Here is a 23,037-nt window from a genome sequence, read left to right as displayed (position 1 = left end):
AACACTCAACCGTGCACAGGTGAGTCCGGTTTGTTTCACTTTGCAGGCACCCGGGTTGTCTCTTGGTTTCAGTTCACCGGGTCGAGAGCGGGCGGCACCAGCTCGCCCAGCGCCAGATGGGACAGCACCACCTCGTACAGATCGCTGCCCGAGGCGAGCAGTTGCCGCTCCAGTACGGGTTCGGCGCCCCGTACCCGTTCGCGGACGGTCTGGGCGTGGACGCCGAGGAGTTGGGCGGCGCGCTCGGCGTTGGCTCCGGCAGCCAGCCAGGTGCGGACCGTGCGGCGCAGATCGCGGCCGTCGCCGTCGAGCCGGGCCAGCAGGTCGTGGGACCAGGTGCGCAGCGCGGGCCCGGCGAGCAGGTCGCCGAGGTGCGGACGGCCGGGCCGGGGTGCGTCGGCCGTGCTCTGCGGCTGCCCCTCCTGGCTGTTCAGCGCGAGATGGACGGCGGCCCGGACGGACAGGTCGGAGAAGTCGGTGCCGAGGAGCTGCTCCACCCGGTCCATGCGGGCGCGCACGGTGTTGCGGCTGACGCCGAGCACCTTCGCGGCGCTGACGGCGGTGAACTCAAGGCCGAGCCGGGTGGTGGCGAGGAGTTCGGCGCGGGTGTGGTGGGGCAGCGCGTCCAGCGGCCGGAGCACCCGGGTGGACCAGGCGTGCAGCGCCACCGGGTCCATCAGGCGTTCGGGGTGCGAGCGCTCGGCGTACACGGCGGCCTGGTCGGGGCGGAAACGGGCGACGGCGAGCGCACTGACCGCCTGGCCGTAGGCGCTGGCGGTGCGGGCGAGGTCCTGGCGGACGCTGCCGCCGAGGAAGGCGCCGGGCCAGCCGCCGACGAGGGTGCGGAGCTGACGGACCTCGGGGTCGCCGGGGACGACCAGGATCACATGTTCGTCGACGGCGGGGCAGCGCACCACCAGGGCCCGTTCACCGGTGGCGTCCAGACACTCCTCGGCGAGCCGGTCGCGTTCCTCGGGGCGGCTCTCGGCGACGTAGACGAAGGCCGAGTCGGTGTCGAGGAGGCCGGGCCACAGTCCGGCGGCGACCCGGCGGGCGGCGACGATGTCCTCGACCATCAGCAGTTGGAGGATCGCGAGGCGCAGATCGGCGGCGGCGCGCTGGAGCCGCCGCCCGGCGACGGTCGACTCCCGGGCCCGCAGCAGCAGTTCCAGGACGGACGCGGTGTGGGTGACGACCTCGGCGGCACGCCGGTCGAAGGGCGCGGTGCGGGCGACGGCGAGGACGGCGCCGACGGCGGGCGGGGGCAGCGCGACCCGGACCAGCCGCAGATGGCGTCCGGCGTCCTCCAGGGCGGCGGAGGCGAGCCGTCCGTCGGCTACCGCCGCGGCGAGGTCGGGCTCCAGGGGGACCCGGCGGCCCGCGAGCAGCCTGCCCCGGGCGTCCTGGACGCACACCGTGGCGTCCACCGCGTCCGCGAGCCAGGCGATGAGCCGGGCGGGGTCACGGCCGGCCGGCCGTAGCTGGTCGAGCAGCTCCCCGGCCCAGTGTGCCGCGCGGTCGCCTCTGTCGCCGTCTGTGTCGCCTCTGTCGCCTCTGTCGCCGTCGGGGACGCTGGCGTCCCCTTCCTGGCCGGCCATGCGTCCCACTCCTCGTTCCTGGTGTCGGCCCGGTCCCGCCCAGGGACCGTACCCCACACTCCGGTGGTGGCCGCTGTGGCACGGGCCACTGGAGCCCGTCCGGCGTACCGCGCGGCCCGCCCGGTCCGTGCCCGCACGGCATAAGCTCGGCCAATGGCGAAGTACTACGACGTGCACCCCGACAACCCCCAGCCGCGGACCATCGGCCAGATCGCCGACAGCATCCGCGCGGACGCGCTGATCGCGTACCCGACGGACTCCTGCTACGCCCTCGGGTGCCGGATCGGCAGCCGGGACGGCATCGAACGCATTCGGGCCATCCGGCATCTGGACGACCGGCACCACTTCACCCTGGTGTGCCAGGACTTCGCGCAGCTCGGGCAGTTCGTCCGGGTGGACAACGATGTGTTCCGGGCGATCAAGGCGTCCACGCCCGGCAGTTACACCTTCATCCTCCCGGCCACCAAGGAGGTGCCGCGGATGCTCCAGCACCCCAAGAAGAAGACCGTCGGGGTGCGCATCCCGGACCATGTGGTGACCCAGGCGCTGCTGCACGCGCTGGGCGAGCCGCTGCTGTCCAGCACCCTGCTGCTGCCCGACGAGGAGGAGCCGCTCACCCAGGGCTGGGAGATCAAGGACCGGCTCGACCATGTGCTGGACGGGGTGGTGGACTCCGGGGACTGCGACACGGAGCCGACCACGGTGATCGACTTCTCGGACGGCGAGGCGGAGATCGTCCGGTACGGGGCGGGCGACACGTCCCGCTTCGAGTGACGCTCCGGGGCGCCCGCGCGCACCTGCCGTGACACGATGACCGGCGTCCGCCCCACCGGGCCCGCGGGCGCCGCCGTCGAGCGCACAGGAGGCATCCCCATGACCGCCGTACACAGTACGCACGTCGACGTCCCCGCCGCGGACGGCACCGCCGACGCGTATCTGGTGCGCCCGGCCGGGGGCGGTCCGCACCCGGGGGTGCTGATGTACATGGACGGCTTCGGGCTGCGGCCCGCGCTGACCGCCATGGCGGACCGGCTGGCGGCGGCCGGGTACGCGGTCCTGCTGCCCAATGTGTTCTACCGTCAGGGGCGCGCGCCGGTCGTGGAGCTGCCGGAGTTCATCGATCCGGTGGCCCGGCCGGAGCTGTTCCAGCAGGTCCTGCCGATGATCCGGGCGCTGACCCCGGAGCGGGCGGTGCGGGACGCCGACTTCTATCTGCGCCGTCTCGCCGAGGACCCGGCGGTCACGGACGGGCCGGTGGGGGTCGTGGGCTACTGCCTGGGCGCGCGGCTGGCCCTGTTCACGGCGGGCAGCCGACCGGACCGGGTGGCGGCGGCGGCCGGTTTCCACGGCGGGAACCTGGCGTCCACGGACCCGGACAGTCCGCAACTGCTGGCCGACCGGATCACGGCCGAGCTGTACTTCGGCCACGCCGACGGCGACCGCTCCAACCCGCCGGAGGCGATCGAGCGGCTGGAGCAGGCGCTGACGGCGGCGGGTGTGCGGTACCGGAGCGAGGTGTACGCGGGCGCCGGTCACGGGTTCACCCAGCGGGACACCGCGGCGTACGACGCGGCGGCGGACGAGCGGCACTGGGCCGCGCTGCTGGAGCTGTTCGGGCGGACCCTTCAGGGCGGGTCCCTGTAGGACGGGTTCATGTAGGACGGGTCCCCGTAGACGGTCCTGTAGGGCGGGTCCGCGTAGGACGGTCCTGTAGGGCGGGTCCGCGTAGGACGGTCCTGTAGGGCGGGTCCCCGTAGGGCGGTCCTGTAGGGCGGGTCCCCGTAGGACGGTCCCCATAGGACGGGACCCCGTCTCCCCGTCTCCGCACTCCCCCTCCGCTCCCCATCTCTCCACACCCGCTCCATTGACATGCCCGCGTCGCGGCGAGAATCTGAGAGCGCTCTCAGATCTGGTCCGGACCAACTGATCACCTTGGAACAGCCCCCACCCGCTACGCCCCTTCCACACCGCTTCCCCCACACCCGCACGGAGGTGGAGAGTGCCCACCGTCCACACGCACCGCGCCCTGGCCGCCGCGGCGGCGACCGCGCTGGTCGTCACGCTGGTCTCGCTCGGCGGACCGGCCGGCGCGAGTTCCCCGGCGCCCGCGACGGCCGCCGTACCCGCCACGATCCCGCTGTCGCTCACCAACAACTCGGGCCGCGCGGACGCGGTCCATGTCTATGTGCTCGGTACCGCGCCCGACGGCCGGCAGGGCTGGGCGGACGCGTCCGGCGCCTTCCATGCCTGGCCCGCCGGGGGCAATCCGCCGACCCCGGCGCCGGACGCGTCGATCCCGGGTCCGGCCGCCGGGCAGTCCAAGACGATCCGTATCCCCAAGCTGTCGGGCCGGATCTACTTCTCCTACGGCCAGAAGCTGGACTTCCGGCTGACCACCGGCGGTCTGGTGCAGCCCGCCGTGCAGAACCCGAGCGACCCGAACCGCAACATCCTCTTCAACTGGTCCGAGTACACGCTGAACGACGCCGGTATCTGGCTGAACAGCACCCAGGTCGACATGTTCTCCGCGCCCTACTCGGTCGGGGTGCAGCGGGCCGACGGCGGGGTCGTCAGCACCGGGAAGCTCAAGGCGGGCGGCTACAACGGGGTGTTCGCGGCGCTGCGGGCCCAGCCCGGCTGGTCGGGGCTGGTGCAGACCCGGCCGGACGGCACGGTGCTGCGCGCGCTGGCCCCGCTGTACGGCATGGAGACGGGCGGGCTGTCCCGGACCGTACTGGACGACTACATCAACCGGGTCTGGCAGCGGTACTCGACGACGACCCTGACGGTCACCCCGTTCGGGGACCGGCCGGACGTCAAGTACTTCGGCCGGGTCTCGGGTGACGTCATGAACTTCACCAATGGCGCGGGCGCGACGGTGACCAGCTTCCGCAAGCCCGACGCGGACAGTGTCTTCGGCTGCCACAAGCTGCTGGACGCCCCCAACGACCAGGTGCGCGGCCCGATCTCCCGCACCCTGTGCGCGGGGTTCAACCGCTCGACGCTGCTGGTCAACGCCAACCAGCCGGACCCGTCGGCGGCGAACTTCTACCGGGACGGGGTGACCAACCACTACGCCCGGGTCATCCATGAGCGGATGGCGGACGGCAAGGCGTACGCGTTCGCCTTCGACGACGTCGGCAACCATGAGTCGCTGGTGCACGACGGGAACCCGCAGCAGGCCCGGCTGACGCTGGACCCGCTCTCCTGACCGGTCCGGCGCTCCGGGCGCGGCCCCGTCCGGCGGACGGCGGGGTGAAGAGTTCACCGAGCGAGCACACACCCGTCCCTCATCAGCCCCACCATCCCCATGGATAATCCACACAACATTTACATCTGTGAGGAGTGGGGCGATGGACGGCACAGTGGACGGTTTCCGTTATGGGGCGGTGACGCCGATTGCGGCGTATCTGATGGCCTGTCTGGGCGGTGCGCTGGGACTGCGGTGCACCGTCCGGTCGCTGCTGGACGGACGGACATGGCGGCCGGGCTGGCTGGCGCTGGGCGCCGCGTCGATCGGCTGCGGGATCTGGACCATGCACTTCATCGCGATGATGGGCTTCCACGTCCAGGAGACCTGGATCCGCTACGACACCGGACTGACCCTGCTCAGCCTGCTGGTCGCGGTGGTCGTGGTCGGTATCGGCGTGTTCCTGGTCGGGGTGCGCGGCGCGGGCCGGGGCACGCTGCTGCTCGCCGGTGTCATCACCGGACTCGGCGTCGCCGCCATGCACTACCTGGGCATGGCGGCGCTGCGCATGAACGGTGAGATGCACTACGACGCCGTGACGGTGACCCTGTCCGTGGTGATCGCGATCGTCGCCGCGACCGCCGCGCTGTGGGCGGCCGTCACCATCCGCGGCTTCCTGGCCAGCCTCGGCGCCAGCCTGGTGATGGGGGTCGCCGTCTCCGGGATGCACTACACGGGCATGGCCGCGGTCAGCGTCGAGGTGCACGGCACGCTGGCCACGTCCTGGAGCGGCGCCTCGGCCTCGTCGCTGGCGCTGCCCATGCTGATCGGACCGGTGGTGTTCCTGCTGCTGGCCGGGGTCGTGGTGATGTTCGACCCGCTGCTGGTGCTGGGCGACGGCGAGTGGAACCGCCCCGGCCCGGCCGCCCGTTCGCCCCGCCGCCGCCCGGCCGCCGCCGTCGAGACCGGCGCCGGGACGGCCGCCGCCCCGTTCGGGGAGCCGCCCGCCCCGCGGCAGTGGTGACCCGGGCGCCGGGAACAGCCATGTCCCGCGCGCGGTTGACGTCCGGCGGACGTCTGTCCACCCCCGCCGGACGGAGGAACCCGTGCCCCCCACCCCACGCCCCCTGCGCAAGCTGGGATTCCTGACCATCGGGCTGTTCGACGGCGCCGATCCGCGCCGCGGCCACGAGACGACCCTGGAGATCATCGAGCGCGGTGAGCAGCTCGGCTTCGACAGCGCCTGGGTACGGCACCGCCACCTCCAGTACGGCATCTCCTCCCCGGTCGCCGTTCTCGCCGCCGCCTCGCAGCGGACCCGCCGTATCGACCTCGGCACCGCGGTGATCCCGCTGGGCTGGGAGAACCCGCTGCGGCTCGCCGAGGACCTGGCCACCGTCGACCTGCTGTCCGGCGGCCGGCTGAACCCCGGGGTGAGTGTCGGCACACCGACCCACTTCGAGCGGGTGCGCGACGCCCTGTACCCGGACACCGCCGACGCCGAGGACTTCGGGTACGGGCGGGTGCGGCGGCTGCTGGACCTGGTGCGGGGCGAGCCCGCCAGCGACTTCAGCGGCACCGAGGGGTTCGAGGTCTACTCGGACCGGGTGCAGCCGCACTCCCCCAGCCTGGGCGGACGGCTGTGGTACGGCGGCGGCAGCCTGTCCTCCGCCCGCTGGGCGGGCGAGCACGGGATGAACCTGCTGACCAGCAGCGTGGTCAAGGCCGAAGGTCCGGACGACCCGGACATGGCGCCCGGGTCCTGGGACTTCGCGGCGATCCAGCTGGCCCAGATCCGTGCCTTCCGGGCCGCGCACCCGGACGGCGAGGCGGCCCGGGTCTCCCAGGGGCTGGTGGTGATCCCGACGGACTCGGCCACCCCCGCCCAGCGCGCCAGGTACAGCGCGTACGCGGCCCGGCGCGCCGCCCGTACCGCGGCCCCGCAGGGTCCGGCGCGGCTGCTGTTCGCGCCGGACATCGTGGGCACCTCGCAGGAGATCGCCGAACGGCTGCACGCGCACCTCGCCTTCCGTGAGGTGGACGAGGTGGCGTTCGCGCTGCCGTTCGACTTCGAGCCCGAGGACTACACGCAGATCCTCACCGACATGGCGACCAGGCTGGGCCCGGCGCTGGGCCGTCCCGCGCCCTGACCGTCGCTCACCAGTGGCCCGGGGCGCTGCCCACCAGTGCCTCGGACGGCTTGCCGTCGACACCGACCGGGACGTCCCCGGCGAGCATCACCCGGTGCATGGTCCGGGGATGGCCGAGGTGGGCGTTGTCGGACGGGGCGAGATGGATGGTGGCCCGGTTGTCCCAGAAGGCGACGGAGCCGGGCTCCCAGCGGAACCGGACCGTGTACTCGGGGCGGGTGGCCTGTTCGAGGAGCAGCTCCAGCAGCAGTCTGCTCTCGGCGCGGGAGACGTCCTCGATGTGCTCGACGTAGTAGCCGTTGACGGACAGCAGCCGCTCGCCGGTCTCCGGATGGACCCGGACCAGGGGGTGCAGGCTGGCGATCTGATGGTCCAGGAGATGGCGGACGTAGGCGTCGTCGCCGGGGCGGGACTGGTAGCCGACGCCGAGCCGGTGCTCGGCGCGCAGTCCGTCCACGAAGGCGCGCACCGGGCCGGAGAGACCCGCGTAGGCGGCGGCCAGATTGGACCAGGTGGTGTCGCCGCCGTAGGGCGGTACGGTCTCGGCGCGCAGGATCGTCGCGGCCGGGGGGTCGATCCGGGCGCCATGGTCGCAGTGCCAGCCGCGCAGCGGGACATGGCGGCGGCGCCGCAGCCATTCGTCGTGCTCCATGCCGTACCGGCCGCCCAGTTCCAGCCGGTCCGCGGTGGTCTCGATCTCCGGGTGCCCGGCGGGTGAGGCCGCGCCGCGGCGGCGCAGCACCACCGGCTCGCCGAACCGGCGGGCGAACCGCACATGTGCCTCGTGGCCGAGCCGCTGGCCCCGGAAGAACACCACCTTCCACCGCAGTACCGCCGCCCGGACGGCCGCGACCTGCGCCTCGTCCAGTCCGGCTGCCAGATCGACACCGGTGATCTCGGCCCCGATGTGTCCGGCGACCGGCCGCACCTCGATGCCCCCGCCCTGCCCTGTCGTCATGCTTCCCACTCCGTCGGTCGTCGTCTTCCGCGTCTTCCGTGTCGGCCCCTGGGAGGATCGTGGCAGTGCGGCGACCCACCGGCGACAGGGCCCCCGGCCTGGCGGCCCGCCGGGTCCCGGGCGCCCGGGGCGCCTGACGAGTCGAAGGAAGGTCACCCGTGGTCGGACGGGTGTGCTGCCCGCGGTGCACCAGAGCGAGCTGCATCCGCTGTTCCCACAGGACGCCGCGCGCGATCGGCGCCCCGGCCCACCGGCGGCGGGGCGGCGATCCGGACGACCGCGAGGAGTGCTGAGGGCGGCGTCAGGCGCGGCGGGCGCGCAGCGCGGCGAGGGCCTGGTCGGCGTGGGTGTTCATCCGCAGTTCGCTGCGGACGACGGCGAGGACGGTCCGGTCCCCGTCGATGACGAACGTGGCCCGCTTGGTCGGGGCGAGACTGAAGCCGCGCTTGACGCCGAAGCGTTCCCGGACGCCGCCGTCGGGGTCGGACAGCAGCGGCATCCCGAGGCCGTGCTTCCCGGCGAACTCCTGCTGCCGCTCCACCGGGTCGCCGCTGATCCCGACGGCACGGGCGCCGGCCGCGGTGAACTCGGCGGCCAGATCGCGGAAGTGACAGGCTTCGGCGGTGCAGCCGGGGGTGAGGGCGGCGGGGTAGAAGAACAGCACGACGGGGCCGTCGGCGAGCAGGTCGGACAGGCGCCGGGCGGTACCGGTCTCGTCCCGCAGCTCGAAGTCCTCGATCCGGTCACCGACTTCGACGCGTCCAGCCACGGCTTCCTCCGGAGGGGAGAGGGGAATGTGCGGCGGATACTACGCGACGGTAACCGGGGGCTGTTCGGCCGCGGGGCGAATGGGTGCGACCGGCTCGCGTTCCTGAGCTTCTCGGCGGCGATCGTGCGCCGTTCGATCGGGTTCGTGCGGCTGAACGCCTTCGTCCGCCCCGGCACCTGGGCAGCGCGAGCGGGGTCGCGCTGGGGCTGGCGGTGAGTGGTGGCGGGCTGGCGACGGACGGCGCTGGGCTCGGTCGCGGACGTCAGGCATCTGCGGACGGCGCTGGGCGCGCTGGTGGTGCCGCCGGTGGTGGGGGCTGCTGGTGCGGGGGCTGCGCGGGCCTGGGGCGGAGCCCCCGGGGTGGCTGGGCGGGTGTGCTGACGCGGGGCGGGCACCGGACGGGCCCTCGGCGGGCATCTGCGGCGCGTCCGCGGATGGTGCTGGTGGTGCTGCCGGTGGTGAGGGGCTGCGCGAGCCGGAGTCGGGCCTCCGGGATGGCTGGGCGGGTGTGCTGACGCGGGGCGGGTACCCGGAGGGCGGCTGGGCGGGTGTCCTGACGCTGGGCGGGTACGGGGAGGGCAGCCCGGTGGATCCTGACGCCGGGGCGGGTACCCGGAGGGCTGCTGGGTGGGCGGCCGGACGGCAGCCCCGTGGATGGCCCGACGCCGGTCGGCCGGACGGCAGCCCCGCTCACGGCTCGACGCCGGACGCGCGGCGTCCGGCTATGCCTCGCCGCCCTCCCCCTCGCCCTCCTCGACCGTCATATGAGCCAGAAAGTCATCCACCATCCGGTGGAACAGCGTGGCGAGCTGGCGCAGTTCCTCGGGTTTCCAGTCGGCGAGGGCGACCTGCATACCGCGCGCCCCGGCGTCCCGGATGCGGGCGATGGCCTCCCGGCCCGCCTCGGTCAGCTCGATGCGCTGGGCGCGACGGTCGTCCGGGTCGGGGACCCGGCTGACGTATCCGGCGCGCTCCAGTTGCTGGACCGTGCGGGTCACATGGGACGCCTCCACGCCGAGCCGGGCGGCGAGTTCGCCGGGGCGGGGCGGTTCGCCGTCGGCCATGCGGCGCAGCACGCCCGTGGCGGCGCGGTCCAGGGGCACCCCGGCCACGGCCATCAGCCGGTCGTGCTGCCGGGCACGCGAGCTGAGGTAGGTGATCCGGGAGAGCGCGCGCTCGATCTCGGTCACTTCCGGGGAGGCGGGGGTGGTGGGCGGCGACGTCGAGGACATACCTCGACTTTACCATATCGTTGCCTAACTCAATTAAATCGGGGCGCGGACATGTGCACGGGACAGGGCCGACCACGTGGGCCCCTCGGTCCCGCACAAGGCGCCCTGCCCGCCGTTCGGGCGAAACCGTCGCGCCCCGCGCGTGACAGCGCCGTACGCCGTCCACATGTGTGGGCGTGTCCCTCCCCCGTGTCGCCCCCATGCTCGCCACGCCTGGTGTGCTGCCGTCCGCCGCTCAGGACGCGCGCTGGGCGTACGAGACCAAGCAGGACGGACAGCGGGCGGTGGTGTACCTCGCCGGTGACGGGAGCGTGCTGCTGCGGGCCCGCTCCGGGGAGGACATCACCGCCGCCTACCCCGAACTCGCGGGGCTCGGTACGGCGCTCGGGGACACCCCGGCCGTGCTGGACGGGGAGGTGCTCGCGCTGGACGCGGAGGGACGGGCCGACTTCCAGGCGCTCCAGTCCCGGATGGGGCTGGCGCACGCGCCGGGCCGGGCGGCGCGGCGGGCCGCGGGGACGCCGGTCCATCTGGCGCTGTTCGACGTGCTGCATCTCGGGGGGCGGGCGCTGCTGCGGGAGCCGTACCGGCGGCGGCGCGCGCTGCTGGAGTCGCTGGAGCTGGCCGGGCCGTACTGGTCGACGCCGGGCGCGCTGGTGGGACACGGCGAGCGGGCGCTGCGGGCGACCCGGGAGCACGGTCTCGAAGGGCTGGTGTGCAAGCGGCTGGACTCGGTGTACGAGCCGGGCGTCCGGTCCCGCTCCTGGATCAAGATCCGCAACACCCGGGGCGTCGACGTGGTGGTGGGCGGCTGGCAGCCCGGCAGGGGCAGGCTGAGCGGACTGCCCGGCTCCCTGCTGCTCGGCCAGTTCGACGCCACCGGGCGGCTGCGGTACGTCGGCGGTGTGGGCACCGGCTGGAACGAGGCCGAGCGCGCCGAACTCGCCGCGCTGCTGGCCGGGTACGCCGCCCCGGTGTGCCCCTTCGACCCGGTGCCGCCGGTCACGGGCGTCCACTGGGTGCTGCCCCGGCTGGTCGGCGAGGTCCGGTACAGCACCCGTACCCGGTCCGGGCTGCTGCGCCAGCCGTCGTGGCTGCGGCTGCGCCAGGACGTCACGCCCGAGGACTCGGCGGCGCTGCTCCCGGAGGAACTCCGCTGACCGGCCCCCCTCGGCGGTCGCCACGACTATTGGTCCGCGCTTCACCCGTGTGACGCCCGTGTGCTCTTGGCGCGGGCGGGGACCGGGAGGCACCCTGAACTCCCCGTCCCCCCACAGCCGTTGGGCTGCACCCCCCAAGGAGCCGCCGTGCCCACGCAGAAGTCCGCCCCGCACGCCAGACGCTGGCTCGCCGGTCTCGCCGGTGCCTGCGCGCTGGTCCTCGTCCACCCCGCCACCGCCCAGGCCGCGCCCCCGGCCGGACTGCCCGCCAACGCCGACGGGTTCGAGCAGACGTTCCAGCCCGCGTACGACTACGACACCGACGGCTGCTACTCCACGCCCGCCATCGGCACCGACGGCACGGTCAACCCGGGCCTCAACCCGACGGGCGCGCTCAACGGCCAGTGCCGGGACGCCTGGGACCTGGACAACACCAACGGCTACGCACGCTACAAGTGCGACAACGGCTGGTGCGGGATCGTCTACGCGCTGTACTTCGAGAAGGACCAGGCCCTGCCCGGGGTCAGCCTGGGCGGGCACCGCCACGACTGGGAGCATGTCGTGGTGTGGGTGCAGGACGACCAGGTGAGATACGTCTCGACGTCCAACCACGGCTCGTTCACCGTGCACAACGCGTCGGCGATCCGCTTCGACGGCACCCACCCGAAGATCGTCTATCACAAGGACGGCATCAGCACCCACTGCTTCCGGGCCGCGAGCGCGGGCGACGAGCCGCCGGAGAACCACCGGGGGACCTGGCAGTATCCGCCGCTGGTCGGCTGGAACGGCTACCCGGCCGGTGTCCGCGACAAGCTGGTGTCGTACAACTTCGGCAGCGCCAACTTCGGCCTCAAGGACAGTGCCTTCGCCGCCCATCTGTCGTCGGCGAAGCCCGCGGGCATCCCCTTCGATCCGAACGCCTGACGCTCCGGCGTCCGGGGGACCGCCCGCCGACCCGGCCGTGGGCGGTCCTGCGACGGACTATCGTGGGCCCATGCCGGTCCCCGAACTGATCCGCATCGTCTCCCGCGACTCGCCCATGGCACTCGCCCAGGTGGAGCGGGTCCGCGCCGAACTGCGCGCCCGCCACCCCGCCGTCCGCACCGAGGTCGTGCCGGTGAAGACCACCGGTGACAAGTGGCTGGGCGAGCTGTCGAAGGTGGACGGCAAGGGCGCCTTCACCAAGGAGGTCGACGCCGCGCTGGTGGCCGGACAGGCCGATCTCGCCGTGCACTGTGTGAAGGACGTGCCCGCCGACCGGCCGCTGCCCGCCGGTACGGTCTTCGCCGCGTTCCTGAAGCGGGACGACATCCGGGACGCCCTGGTCCACCCGGGCGGGCTGACCCTGGACGAACTGCCCGCCGGGACCCGGATCGGCACCTCGTCGGTGCGCCGGGTCGCCCAGCTCGCGGCCACCTATCCGCACCTGAACTGTGTGCCGTTCCGCGGCAACGCCAACCGGCGGCTGGAGAAGCTCGCCGCCGGGGAGGCGGACGCGCTGCTGCTCGCGGCGGCCGGGCTGGAGCGCATCGGGCGCACGGACACGATCAGCGAGCTGCTGTCGCCGGAGACGATGATGCCGCCGATCGGCGCAGGCGTGCTGGCCCTCCAGTGCCGTGAGGGCGACACGGACGTGATAGACGCGGTGAGCGCGCTCGGCGATCCGGACACCCACCGGGAGGCCACAGCGGAGCGGATGTTCCTGCATGTGCTGCAAGGGCACTGCAACAGCCCGATCGCCGGTTACGCGCGGGTCGACCGGGGCGGCGAACTCTCCCTGCGGGCCTGTGTCTTCACACCCGACGGCAAGACCCGGCTGAACGCCCATGAGTGGGCGGGGCGGCTGGACGCGGCGACGCTCGGTACCTCGGTCGCGGTGGCGCTGCTGCGCCAGGGCGCCCGGGAGATCATCGACGGCATCCCGCACTGACCGGGGCGGGGCGGGCGGTCCACCACCGACCGCGTCAGCGTCCGGACGAGCGGATCAGCCGGTGCCCTCCTCGGCCTGACCGCGCAGGAAGTTGCTGACCTGGCAGGCCAGGCCCTCGCGGGCGGGGCCGCCGCCGGTGCCGTGCGGGTCCTCCTGGAGTCCGAGGCCGCCGGACCACATCCGGCGGTCGGTCCACTCCTCGTCGATCCGCAGATGCACCTGGACGTCGACCCGGGCGAGCGCGGCCTCGGGTCCGGCGGCGAACAGCACGGCGGTGGCGCGGCGCAGCGGGTAGACGTCGTAGCCCTCGATGAACTGGGAGTTGCGCCAGTCGACGAAGGCGCTCTCGCCGTCGGGGCCGATCCGGATGTCGAGCTGGCCGTCCTCCAGATGGACGCCGAACCGCTCGGAGCCGCGGTTCTCGACGGTGACCCGGAGCGTGAAGTACGTCAGTCCCTCGGCGGCGTCGTCGCGTCCGCGCGGGGGTTCCTGGGCGTTCAACCGGTGGACACGGACCCGCAGACCGGCATGCTCGTCGTACTCCTGCCAGTCCCCGACCACGTTCGGCTCGTACACCTTGCACCCCTCGTACTCCAAGAGCTGCTTCCTATCCGTGCGTCCGGCACGCTGTCAAACGGGTGGAAGGCGCTGTGATCAGGGAATATTCCAGGGTGATCGGTGATCAAGCCGTGCCCAGGGAGGATTCCCGCGCGGGCCGGGGCGGCTGGGGTCCGTGCGTGCTGCACATCACGTCGGCGGTCCGCTCAGCGGGCGAGCCGGCCGAGCAGCGAGGAGGCGGCGGCGATCCCGACGGCGGCGGCCACGGCCAGCACCCCGAAGTCGAGCGCGAGATGCGAGGGGGTGCCGATCAGCAGTCCGCGCAGGGCGTCCACCTCGTAGCTCAGCGGGTTGGCCTTGCTGATCGCCTGGAGCCAGCCCGGCATGATCGCCACCGGGTACAGGGCGTTGGAGGCGAAGAACAGCGGCATGGTGATCGCCTGGCCGAAGCCCATCAGCCGGTCCCGGTTGAGGACGATCCCGGCGATGGTCATCGACAGACAGGCGAAGAACGCCGAGCCGAGGATCACGATCAGGGCGACCCCGAGGAGCTTGAGCGGGTTCCAGGTCAGGGAGACGCCCAGCAGGGCGGCGATCACGATCACCACGGCGGCCTGGATCAGCGCCTTGACGCCGGAGGCGAACGCCTTGCCGGTGATCAGGGCGGCCCGGGGAGTCGGGGTGACCAGCAGTTTGTTGAGGATTCCGGCGTCGCGCTCCCAGATGATCTGGATGCCGTAGAAGATCGCGATGAACATCGCGGACTGGGCGATGATCCCGGGGGCGAGGAAGTCGGTGTAGGGGACGCCGCCGGTCGGGATGGCGTGGATCTGGGTGAAGGTCTGGCCGAAGATCAGCAGCCAGAGGGCGGGCTGCACGGCCCGGGTGTACAGCTCGGTGCGGTCGTGGCTGAGCTTCTGGAGTTCGACGGCGCACATCGCGACGACCCGGGCGGGCAGCAGTCGCCAGCCCGCGCGCGGCGAGGGCGGCTTGAGGAGCAGTCCTATGTCACCGGTGGTGCCGGTGTGCGTGGCGTCAGCCGACACGGCCTGCGGTGCGGCGGGTGCTTCGGACATCGCGGAAACCTCCTGGCTCGTCGTCCAGGCCGCCGCCGGCGACGTCCCGGAAGACGTCCTCCAGCGTCGGCAGCGGACCGGTGGCGGTGGCGCCGGACCGGCGTTCGGCCAGGCCCCGGCGGAGTTCGGTGGGGGTGCCGAGGGCGCGGACCTTGCCGTGGTGCATCAGACCGACGCGGTCGCAGTACTGGTCGGCCTCGTCCATGTAGTGGGTGGTGACCAGGACCGTCATGCCGGTCGCCGCGCGTACGGCGTCGATGTGCTCCCACACGCCGGTGCGGGCGATCGGGTCGAGGCCGATGGTGGGCTCGTCCAGGATCAGCAGCCGGGGGGCGCTGACCAGGGCCTGGGCGAGTTCGAGGCGGCGGACCATGCCGCCGGAGTAGGTGCTGGCGAGGCGGTCGGCGGCATCGGCGAGACCGACGGCGGTGAGCGCCTGGCGGACCCGTTCGGCGCGTTCGCGGCGGGGGACGTCGTAGACCCGGGCGAACAGGGTGACGTTCTCCCGTCCGGTGAGTCCGGCGTCGGCGGAGAGCTGCTGGGGGACATAGCCGAGCATCCGGCGCACGCCCATCTTGTCGCTGGCGGAGTCCCGTCCGAAGACCCGCACCATTCCGGCCGGGACCGGCAGCAGGGTGGTGATGCAGCGGATCGCCGTGGTCTTGCCCGCGCCGTTGGGGCCGAGCAGACCGAAGACCTCGCCCTCGCGCACGGTCAGGTCAAGACCGTCGACGGCCTTGGTGCTCCCGAAGGCGTAGCTCAGGCCGGTGCAGGAAACGGCGTCGTCGGTGGTCACGCGTCCTCCTCACGCAGGGTGTCGGTCAGCCGGAGCAGCGCCGGAAGGGCGGCGCGCAGGGCGTCCCGGTCGGTGTCGTCCAGCCGGGCGACCTGACGCCGTACGACATCGGCGCGGCGTCGGCGCCAGTCCGCCAGCCGGGTCTCGGCGGCCGGGGTCGGCAGCAGCCGGGCGGCGCGGCGGTCGGCGGGATCGGTCTCACGGACCAGCCAGCCGTCCTTCACGAGCTGGTTGACCAGGGTCGACACCGAGTTCCCGGCGAGGCCGAGCTTCCGGGCGGCCTCCGAGATGCCGATGCCGGGGTGCGTGGCCGTGAGGCGGAGCAGTTCCACCTCGCCGCCGCGCAGCCGGGCGTCCGGCAGTTCGGCGCGGACCCGGCGCCGGATCAGGCGCTGGACGCCGACCAGGGCGTCGGCGAGTTCCTCGGGGAAGCCGTCCGGTGCCGTGTCCGGGCGGCCTTCCAGGAGGGTGTCCAGGTGTCCGCCGCCGCCCGGATTCACCAGACCCGCTCCATCTGTCCGATCCATCCGATCCGTCTGATCCGTCTGATCCATGTCTTCAACGTTAGCTCTGCTAAGGAGATAGTGCCTCAAGGGGAGGTCAAGAACGGCCCCTGTTTCGACCGTTTGAGCGAGGGCCCCGCACTGGCTCCTTCCTCGATGATTGATTTGTTCGTTTCGAGACCGTTTTGTCCGGGCATCGGCCTGTCAGTGCTGCCGCACGGGTACCGAGGTGTGCCCGCCCGGGGCTTCGGCTGAGAAAGGTCCGCCGTATGCGTGACACCGGCAGGAACCAGCACCCGCACCACGACGCACCCGACACCGCCGACGCCTTCGCCCGGCTCACCCGGATGCCGGACGGGCCCGCGCGCCAGGAGCTGCGGGACGAGCTGGTGCGGGCCTGGCTGCCGATGGCCGAGCGGATCGCGGTCCGCTTCCGGGGCCGGGGCGAGACCCTGGAGGACCTCTACCAGGTCGCGGCGCTCGGGCTGGTCAAGGCCGTCGACCACTACGACCCCGGACGCGGCCACGCCTTCGAGGCGTACGCCGTGCCGACCGTCACCGGCGAGGTCAAGCGGCACTTCCGGGACCATCTGTGGACCCTGCACGTACCGCGCCGGGTGCAGGAGCTGCGCAACCAGGTGCGCCGGGCGGCGGCCGAGCTGGCGCAGACCGTGCCGGGCCGCTCCCCCACGGTCGCCGAGATCGCCGCGCACACCGGGCTGACCGAGGCGGAGGTGCGGGCCGGTATGGAGGCGCTGGAGTGCTTCACCGCGCTGTCGCTGGACGCCGAGCCGTCCGGCGCCGACGGCCACAGCCTCGCCGACACCCTGGGCGGCACCGACCCGGGCTTCGACACCGTGGTCGACCTGGCCGCCGTACGGCCGTGTCTGCGGGCGCTGCCCGAGCGCGAGCGGACCATCCTCTATCTGCGGTTCTACCGGGGCATGACCCAGCGGCGGATCGCGCAGCAACTGGGCATCTCGCAGATGCATGTGTCCCGGCTGCTGAACGGGTGCTGCGCCCGGCTGCGCGCGGAGGTACTGGCGGAGACGGGGTGACAGCCGGAGGGGTACGGGGCGGGCCGTGCGGCCGGAGAACGGGGTGACCGCCGGACGGGCGCTCGGCGGGCCGCGTGGCGGTTGCCGGATGAGACTGGTGTCTAACCGGACGGCCGAGGGCCGGCGGCCGAGCAGAGACGGACGTGCCCATGAACCAGCAGCCGACACCCGCCCGCCCCGCGCCCGACCTCGTCACCACGCAGGCCGTCTTCGGCACTCCCTGCTGGGTCAGTCTGACCAGCCGGAACCTGGACGCGACGGCCGCGTTCTACACCGCGGTGCTGGGCTGGCAGTGGCGGCCCGCCACCCTCGGCGACCACTTCCGGATCGCGCTGGTGGAAGGGGTGCCGGTGGCCGGGGTCGCCGCGGTGGCGGCGATGTGGCAGATGGCGGTCGCCTGGACCCCGTACTTCGCGGTGATCAGCGCCGACCAGGCGGTGGCGCGGGCCAAGGAGCGGGGCGGTACGGCGGCCGTGGGGCCGATCTCGCTGCCGCCGGGGCGCGCGGCGCTGCTGGCCGACCGGGACGGGGCGACCTTCGGGGTGTGGGAGGGCGAACTCGTGGGCCACTGGGAGGTGTGGCACCGCTCGGCCCCGGCGTTCATCCGGCTGCACACCCGGGACGCCTTCGACGCGGCGATCTTCTACGGCGAGGTCCTGGAATGGGCGTCGGACCGGCCCGGCTCCTGCGAGGTGCACTACGAGGGCGACGAGGTGGTGCTGCGGCGGGGAGGGCACGCGGTGGCGCGGATCAGGTCGGGCGCGCTGGGCGCCGCGCCCGATCCCACCATCCGCCCGCACTGGCAGGTGCACTTCGCGGTCGCCGATGTGGCGGCCTGTGTCCGGGCGGCCGAGCTGCGTGGCGGCAGTGTCCTCACCGGCGGCCCCGCGGGCGCGGTGCTGCGCGATCCCGACGGGGCCCAGTTCACGGTGACGTCCGAGCGCGCGCCCTGAGCGGGGCGCGCGGGTCGGCACCGCGCGCGAGGGCTGGGCCGCGAGGGCTGGGCGGGGCGCTCGGGCCAAGGTCCCGCGCGGGAGCCAGGCGGGGTCGCGGGTCAGCGGCCCGCACCAGAGCCGGGCGGGACACTCAGGTCAGCGGCCCGCGCCAAAGCGGGCGGGGCACTCATGTCAGCCGCCCGCACCAAAGCCGGGCGGCACACACATGTCAGCCGCCCGCACCAGAACCGGGCGGCACACACATGTCAGCCGCCCGCACCAAAGCCGGGCGGCACACACATGTCAGCCGCCCGCACCAAAGCCGGGCGGGACACTCAAGTCAGCGGTCCCCGTGAGAGCAGCAGCAGGGAGCGCGGTTCGACCGTGAGCCCGCCGCCCGCCTTGTGTCCGGTGCGGCCGGGCTCGCCCCGGGGGTCGGCGGTGTCGACGAGGGCGGTCCAGCGGTCGCCGAAGGAGGCGTCCGGGAGGCGGTAGCGGACGGGTTCCCAGTAGGCGTTGAGGAGCAGCAGGAACGAGTCGTCCACGACTCGCCGCCCGCGCGGGTCGGGCTCGGCGATGGCGTCGCCGTTGAGGAACACGCCGACGGTGTGGGCGTCCGGGCGCTCCCAGTCCGCCTCGGTCATCTCCCGGGCGTCCGGCGCCAGCCACACCAGGTCGGGCAGCGGCTGCCCGGCGTGGGTGACCGTCTCGCCGTGGAAGAAGCGGCGGCGGCGCAGCACCGGGTGGGCGGCGCGCAGCGCGATCAGCCGCCGGGTGAACTCCAGCAGGTCGCGCTGGTCCGGGGTGAGCCGCCAATCGATCCAGGAGGTCTCGTTGTCCTGGCAGTAGGCGTTGTTGTTGCCGCCCTGGGTGCGGCCGAGTTCATCGCCGTGGCCGAGCATGGGGATGCCCTGGGAGAGCAGCAGGGTGGCGAGGAAGGTGCGCTGCCGCCGGGCGCGCAGCTCCCGTACGGCCGGGTCGGAGGTGGCGCCCTCGGCGCCGCTGTTCCAGGACCGGTTGACGCTCTCGCCGTCCCGGTCGTCCTCGCCGTTGGCCGCGTTGTGCTTGGTGTCGTAGGACACCAGGTCGCGCAGGGTGAAGCCGTCGTGCGCGGTGATGAAGTTGACGCTGGCGCGGGGGCGGCGCCTGCTGTGCTGGTAGAGGTCGGACGACCCGGTGAGCCGGGAGGCGAACTCGCCGAGGGTGTGCGGCTCGGCCCGCCAGAAGTCCCGTACGGCGTCGCGGTATCTGCCGTTCCACTCCGACCACAGCGGGGGGAAGTTGCCGACCTGGTAGCCGCCTTCCCCGAGGTCCCAGGGCTCGGCGATCAGTTTGACCCGGCTGATCACCGGGTCCTGCTGGATCAGGTCGAAGAACGCGGAGAGCCGGTCCACCTCGTGGAACTGCCGGGCGAGGGTGGCCGCGAGGTCGAAGCGGAAGCCGTCGACATGCATCTCGGTCACCCAGTAGCGCAGTGAGTCCATGATCAGCTGGAGGACGTGCGGGTGGCGCATCAGCAGGCTGTTGCCGGTGCCGGTGGTGTCGTAGTAGTGGCCCCAGTCGCCGTCCACCAACCGGTAGTAGGAGGCGTTGTCGATGCCCCGGAAGGACAGGGTGGGGCCGTGCTCGTTGCCCTCGGCGGTGTGGTTGTAGACCACGTCCAGGATGACTTCGAGTCCGGCCTCGTGCAGCGCCTTGACCATGGACTTGAACTCGGCGACCTGCTCACCCCGGCCGCCGTGGGCCGCGTAGGCGTGGTGCGGGGCGAAGTAGCCGATGGTGTTGTAGCCCCAGTAGTTGGTCAGGCCCCGGTCCTGGAGGACGCCGTCCTGGACGAACTGGTGGACCGGCATCAGCTCGACCGCCGTCACCCCGAGCGACACCAGGTGCCCGGTGATCGCGGGGTGCGCGAGCCCGGCGTAGGTGCCGCGCAGCTCCGGGGGCAGCTCGGGGTGGCGCATGGTGAGGCCCTTGACATGGGCCTCGTAGATCACGCTGTCCGCGTACGGCCGCCGCGGCGGGCGGTCGTCGCCCCAGTCGAAGGACGGATCGGTGACCACCCCGAGCAGGGTGTGCCCGGCGCTGTCGGCGGGGTCGGGGGCGTCCCCCGCGCGTTCGTACAGGGAGGGGTGGTTGTCGATCTGGCCGTCGACGGCGGTGGCGTACGGGTCGAGCAGCAGCTTGGCGGGGTTGCAGCGGTGGCCGGAGGCGGGGTCCCAGGGGCCGTGCACCCGGTAGCCGTAGCGGCGGCCGGGGCCGACGCCGGGCAGATAGGTGTGCCAGACGAAACCGTCCGTCTCGGTCAGGCGGACGGTCTCGCTGCCGCCCTGGTCGTCGTACAGCACCAGGTCGACCCGTTCGGCGACCTCGCTGAAGAGGGCGAAGTTGGTGCCCTCGCCGTCGTAGGTGGCGCCCAGTGGACAGGGGTGTCCGCTCCACGCGGGCACGCCTTCCCCGTCGCTGTCGCCGTCGCCTCGGTACGGCACCGGTGTCACCGCGCCCCCTCCGGCGTCCGGCCCCGCCCCGGGGCGGGAGCGGCGAGGGCGGTGGCCGGGCGGGCGGACCGGGGCACCTGGCGGACCGCGCGGAGCCGGGGCCCGGGGGCGGTCGGCACCAGGGGGAGGCGCTCGCCGTCGCGGGCCCGCTGGGAGAACCAGATGACCTTGCTTCCGGTGCCGGTGGCGCAGCAGCCCCAGCCGTCGCTCATCGCGGCGATCCGCTCCAGGCAGCCGCGCAGCTCCTGGTCCGGGCGGAGCGTGTCGTCGTGCTCGCCGACGGCGGTGATCAGGTGCTGGCCGTTCCACCACAGTTCGACGGTGGTGGAGGTGCCGGTGGCATGGGCCGCTATGGCGGCCAGCAGCAGTCCGGTGTTGCCACAGACGGGGGCGACCAGCGGGTCGAGGTCCCAGTGGCGCAGATGGGCCGCCAGGATGCGCTGGACCTGTCCTACGCGTTCCGGGGTGATGTCCACGTCAAGGTGGTAGTAGCAGGGAACTGCGGTCTTCATCGTTGTCGGCTCCTCACCGGCGGTGGCCGCGCGTCTCCGGGTCCCGCGGACCCGGCCCCGAACACGAAGCGTGAACACCGATCGCTTCTGAGTCATCTCCCACAGTGGGCGCGCTAGGCCATTCGTGCAACACGAGCGCGCCTCCGACGCATCTGAGCGCACATTTGAGACAAATACATACACATCTGAGATCGTTGAAGCTCCAACAAGACGCTGCGTCGCCGCGCGTGCACCATGAGTGAAGGCTTCGAGCGGCGCCCGAGGGTCGGGAGCGTGCCTTCGTCGCCCGGAAGGTGAACCGCGCCATGCTGCTACCCGCCAAGGCCGAGGTCACCCGGCAGTTGCGGCGGTACCGGGCCTGGGAACGGATGATGCTGGCCGCACCCGCCGATCGCGCGGTGCGGGCCGTCTTCGAGGACTCGGGCTACACATTGTGCGTGCTCATGGGCAAGCGGTGCGCGCGCGAGGCCGCGGACGCCGCCGAGCGCTATCTGCGCACCACCCTGACCGCGTATCTGCTGGAGCAGAACGGGCGGCGGCACATCGGCCGGGCCGCCCGGCGGGGCCCACCCACGGCCCTGCCCACCAGCGCTGGGAGGTAGTCCTCCCACACCGCAGTTCCCCCCAGCCGGGCCGCCCATGGCCCGGCTTCGAGCACGACGGAGGTGAGGACCCATGAGCACCAGTCCGACCATCGGGCGCATCCCCGTACGGGACGTCCGACCGGCGGTCGCGGGCGGCAGCCGCCCCGCGAAGGCAGTGGTGCGGGAGACGTTCGAGGTCACCGCCACCGTGTTCCGCGAGGGCCATGACGCCGTCGCCGCGAACGTGGTCCTGGTCGACCCCCAGGGCCGCCCCGGTCCCTGGACGCCGATGCGGGAACTCGCCCCCGGCACCGACCGCTGGGGCGCCGAGGTGACCCCGGACGCCGAGGGCCGCTGGACCTTCGCCGTCGAGGCGTGGAGCGACCCGGTCACCACCTGGCGCAGGATCGCCCGGATCAAGGTGCCCGCCGGGATCGACGCGGGGCTGGTCCTGGAGGAGGGCGCCGACCTCCATGAGCGCGCGGCGGCCGGTGTCCCGCACCGCAAGGACCGGGCGGCCGTGCTGCGTGCCGCGCACTCCCTGCGCGACGACGACCGACCGGTACTGGAGCGCCTCGCGGGGGCGTTGACGCCGGAGGTGGAGGCGGTCCTCGCCCGGCATCCCCTGCGGGACCTGGTCACCGCCTCCGAGCCGCTGCCCCTGCTCGTGGAGCGCGAGCGGGCGTTGTTCGGCTCCTGGTACGAGTTCTTCCCCCGCTCGGAGGGCACTGCCGAGGTGCCCCACGGGACGTTCGCGACCGCCGCCCGACGGCTGCCCGCCATCGCCGCGATGGGCTTCGACGTCGTCTACCTCCCCCCGATCCACCCCATCGGGACGACCCACCGCAAGGGACCCAACAACACCCTCGCCGCCGGACCCGACGACGTAGGCGTCCCCTGGGCGATCGGCTCACCCGAGGGCGGTCACGACGCCGTCCACCCGGCGCTCGGCACGCTGGAGGACTTCACCCGCTTCGTCGCCACCGGCCGCGAACTCGGCCTGGAGATTGCCCTGGACTTCGCCCTCCAGTGCTCCCCCGACCACCCCTGGGTCGACAAACACCCCGAGTGGTTCCACCACCGCACCGACGGCACCATCGCCTACGCCGAGAACCCGCCCAAGAAGTACCAGGACATCTACCCCATCGCCTTCGACGCCGACCTCGACGGACTCGTCACCGAGACCGTCCGCGTCCTGCGCCACTGGATGAGCACCGGGGTCCGCATCTTCCGCGTCGACAACCCCCACACCAAACCCGTCCTCTTCTGGGAACGCGTCATCGGCACCATCAACACCACCGACCCCGACGTCATCTTCCTCGCCGAGGCCTTCACCCGCCCCGCGATGATGCACGCCCTCGCCCAGGCCGGATTCCAGCAGTCCTACACCTACTTCACCTGGCGGAACTCGAAAGCCGAACTCACCGAGTACCTGACCGAACTCTCCGGCGAGACCGCCTCCTACATGCGGCCCAACTTCTTCGCCAACACCCCCGACATCCTGCACGCCTACCTCCAGCACGGACACCGCCC

At 72.8% G+C, this 23,037-nt stretch carries 22 protein-coding genes; 12 read left to right on the top strand and 10 right to left on the bottom strand.

Annotated features, from left to right (window positions below):
* Positions 1-68: 68 nt before the first annotated feature.
* Complete coding sequence (locus AB0D49_RS27660) at positions 69-1,598, bottom strand: helix-turn-helix domain-containing protein (protein WP_362762186.1); 1,530 nt, start codon at positions 1,596-1,598, stop codon at positions 69-71.
* 153 nt (positions 1,599-1,751) lie between these two features.
* On the opposite strand from AB0D49_RS27660, the gene AB0D49_RS27655 reads away from it, so the two are divergent.
* The 5 genes from AB0D49_RS27655 (at position 1,752) to AB0D49_RS27635 (ending at position 6,938) form a co-directional block, all read left to right on the top strand.
* Positions 1,752-2,372 carry an L-threonylcarbamoyladenylate synthase gene (locus AB0D49_RS27655; RefSeq protein ID WP_362762184.1) on the top strand — a complete coding sequence of 207 codons (621 nt, stop codon included), beginning with the start codon at positions 1,752-1,754 and terminating at the stop codon, positions 2,370-2,372.
* 99 nt (positions 2,373-2,471) lie between these two features.
* A complete protein-coding gene (locus AB0D49_RS27650; RefSeq protein WP_362762182.1) occupies positions 2,472-3,242 on the top strand; it encodes a dienelactone hydrolase family protein in 771 nt (256 codons plus the stop codon).
* Positions 3,243-3,648: 406 nt separating this feature from the next.
* Complete coding sequence (locus tag AB0D49_RS27645; protein WP_362762412.1) at positions 3,649-4,809, top strand: glycoside hydrolase family 64 protein; 1,161 nt, start codon at positions 3,649-3,651, stop codon at positions 4,807-4,809.
* Positions 4,810-4,951: 142 nt separating this feature from the next.
* Entirely contained in the window at positions 4,952-5,812 is an 861-nt protein-coding gene (locus AB0D49_RS27640; protein ID WP_362762180.1) for an MHYT domain-containing protein, read from the top strand.
* A gap of 82 nt (positions 5,813-5,894) precedes the next feature.
* Entirely contained in the window at positions 5,895-6,938 is a 1,044-nt protein-coding gene (locus AB0D49_RS27635) for an LLM class flavin-dependent oxidoreductase (RefSeq protein ID WP_362762178.1), read from the top strand.
* Positions 6,939-6,945: 7 nt separating this feature from the next.
* On the opposite strand, the gene AB0D49_RS27630 is transcribed toward AB0D49_RS27635, so the two are convergent.
* The 3 genes from AB0D49_RS27630 to AB0D49_RS27620 all read right to left on the bottom strand — a co-directional run bounded on the left by AB0D49_RS27630 (position 6,946) and on the right by AB0D49_RS27620 (position 9,897).
* Positions 6,946-7,896 carry a TauD/TfdA family dioxygenase gene (locus AB0D49_RS27630; protein ID WP_362762176.1) on the bottom strand — a complete coding sequence of 317 codons (951 nt, stop codon included), beginning with the start codon at positions 7,894-7,896 and terminating at the stop codon, positions 6,946-6,948.
* Between the two features lie 301 nt (positions 7,897-8,197).
* Positions 8,198-8,665: a peroxiredoxin gene (locus AB0D49_RS27625; RefSeq protein WP_362762173.1), complete on the bottom strand. Its 468-nt coding sequence runs from the start codon at positions 8,663-8,665 to the stop codon at positions 8,198-8,200.
* 722 nt (positions 8,666-9,387) lie between these two features.
* Positions 9,388-9,897, bottom strand: a complete 510-nt coding sequence (locus tag AB0D49_RS27620; RefSeq protein WP_362762171.1) for a MarR family transcriptional regulator — start codon at positions 9,895-9,897, stop codon at positions 9,388-9,390.
* Between the two features lie 176 nt (positions 9,898-10,073).
* Here AB0D49_RS27620 and ligD point away from each other — a divergent pair, with 176 nt between their 5' ends.
* The 3 genes from ligD (at position 10,074) to hemC (ending at position 12,987) form a co-directional block, all read left to right on the top strand.
* Entirely contained in the window at positions 10,074-11,057 is a 984-nt protein-coding gene (ligD, locus tag AB0D49_RS27615) for a non-homologous end-joining DNA ligase (protein ID WP_362762169.1), read from the top strand.
* Positions 11,058-11,204: 147 nt separating this feature from the next.
* Positions 11,205-11,981 carry an NPP1 family protein gene (locus AB0D49_RS27610; protein ID WP_362762167.1) on the top strand — a complete coding sequence of 259 codons (777 nt, stop codon included), beginning with the start codon at positions 11,205-11,207 and terminating at the stop codon, positions 11,979-11,981.
* Between the two features lie 70 nt (positions 11,982-12,051).
* Positions 12,052-12,987: a hydroxymethylbilane synthase gene (hemC, locus tag AB0D49_RS27605; RefSeq protein ID WP_362762165.1), complete on the top strand. Its 936-nt coding sequence runs from the start codon at positions 12,052-12,054 to the stop codon at positions 12,985-12,987.
* Between the two features lie 54 nt (positions 12,988-13,041).
* Here hemC and AB0D49_RS27600 read toward each other — a convergent pair whose 3' ends face one another.
* The 4 genes from AB0D49_RS27600 to AB0D49_RS27585 all read right to left on the bottom strand — a co-directional run bounded on the left by AB0D49_RS27600 (position 13,042) and on the right by AB0D49_RS27585 (position 15,971).
* The gene (locus tag AB0D49_RS27600; protein WP_362762410.1) at positions 13,042-13,563 is read right to left on the bottom strand and encodes a hypothetical protein; all 522 of its coding nucleotides are present in this window, start codon (positions 13,561-13,563) and stop codon (positions 13,042-13,044) included.
* A 188-nt stretch (positions 13,564-13,751) separates the two neighbouring features.
* The gene (locus tag AB0D49_RS27595; RefSeq protein ID WP_362762163.1) at positions 13,752-14,621 is read right to left on the bottom strand and encodes an ABC transporter permease; all 870 of its coding nucleotides are present in this window, start codon (positions 14,619-14,621) and stop codon (positions 13,752-13,754) included.
* Complete coding sequence (locus AB0D49_RS27590) at positions 14,581-15,417, bottom strand: ATP-binding cassette domain-containing protein (RefSeq protein ID WP_362762161.1); 837 nt, start codon at positions 15,415-15,417, stop codon at positions 14,581-14,583. The genes AB0D49_RS27595 and AB0D49_RS27590 overlap by 41 nt, the downstream gene beginning before the upstream one ends.
* Positions 15,414-15,971 carry a MarR family winged helix-turn-helix transcriptional regulator gene (locus AB0D49_RS27585; RefSeq protein ID WP_362762159.1) on the bottom strand — a complete coding sequence of 186 codons (558 nt, stop codon included), beginning with the start codon at positions 15,969-15,971 and terminating at the stop codon, positions 15,414-15,416. Before AB0D49_RS27585 ends, AB0D49_RS27590 begins: the two co-directional genes overlap by 4 nt.
* Before the next feature lie 218 nt (positions 15,972-16,189).
* Between AB0D49_RS27585 and AB0D49_RS27580 the strand changes: the two genes are divergently transcribed.
* Both AB0D49_RS27580 and AB0D49_RS27575 read left to right on the top strand, forming a co-directional pair.
* The gene (locus AB0D49_RS27580; protein WP_362762157.1) at positions 16,190-16,978 is read left to right on the top strand and encodes an RNA polymerase sigma factor SigF; all 789 of its coding nucleotides are present in this window, start codon (positions 16,190-16,192) and stop codon (positions 16,976-16,978) included.
* A gap of 149 nt (positions 16,979-17,127) precedes the next feature.
* On the top strand, positions 17,128-17,931 hold the full coding sequence (locus AB0D49_RS27575; RefSeq protein ID WP_362762155.1) for a VOC family protein: 804 nt from the start codon (positions 17,128-17,130) through the stop codon (positions 17,929-17,931).
* Positions 17,932-18,248: 317 nt separating this feature from the next.
* On the opposite strand, the gene glgX is transcribed toward AB0D49_RS27575, so the two are convergent.
* A complete protein-coding gene (glgX, locus tag AB0D49_RS27570; protein ID WP_362762153.1) occupies positions 18,249-20,399 on the bottom strand; it encodes a glycogen debranching protein GlgX in 2,151 nt (716 codons plus the stop codon).
* A gap of 5 nt (positions 20,400-20,404) precedes the next feature.
* Entirely contained in the window at positions 20,405-20,920 is a 516-nt protein-coding gene (locus tag AB0D49_RS27565; RefSeq protein ID WP_362762151.1) for a pep a2, read from the bottom strand.
* 305 nt (positions 20,921-21,225) lie between these two features.
* On the opposite strand from AB0D49_RS27565, the gene AB0D49_RS27560 reads away from it, so the two are divergent.
* Together AB0D49_RS27560 and AB0D49_RS27555 are read left to right on the top strand one after the other, a co-directional pair.
* The gene (locus AB0D49_RS27560; protein WP_355743018.1) at positions 21,226-21,522 is read left to right on the top strand and encodes a DUF5133 domain-containing protein; all 297 of its coding nucleotides are present in this window, start codon (positions 21,226-21,228) and stop codon (positions 21,520-21,522) included.
* Between the two features lie 73 nt (positions 21,523-21,595).
* Positions 21,596-23,037 (top strand): maltotransferase domain-containing protein (locus AB0D49_RS27555; protein WP_362762148.1); only part of this gene is annotated, 1,442 nt, incomplete at its 3' end.

It is taken from the genome of Streptomyces sp. NPDC048290, assembly GCF_040652095.1.
Classification (GTDB): domain Bacteria; phylum Actinomycetota; class Actinomycetes; order Streptomycetales; family Streptomycetaceae; genus Streptomyces.
Note: the sequence above shows the minus strand (reverse complement) of the source record. Positions and strands in the feature narration are given on the sequence as shown.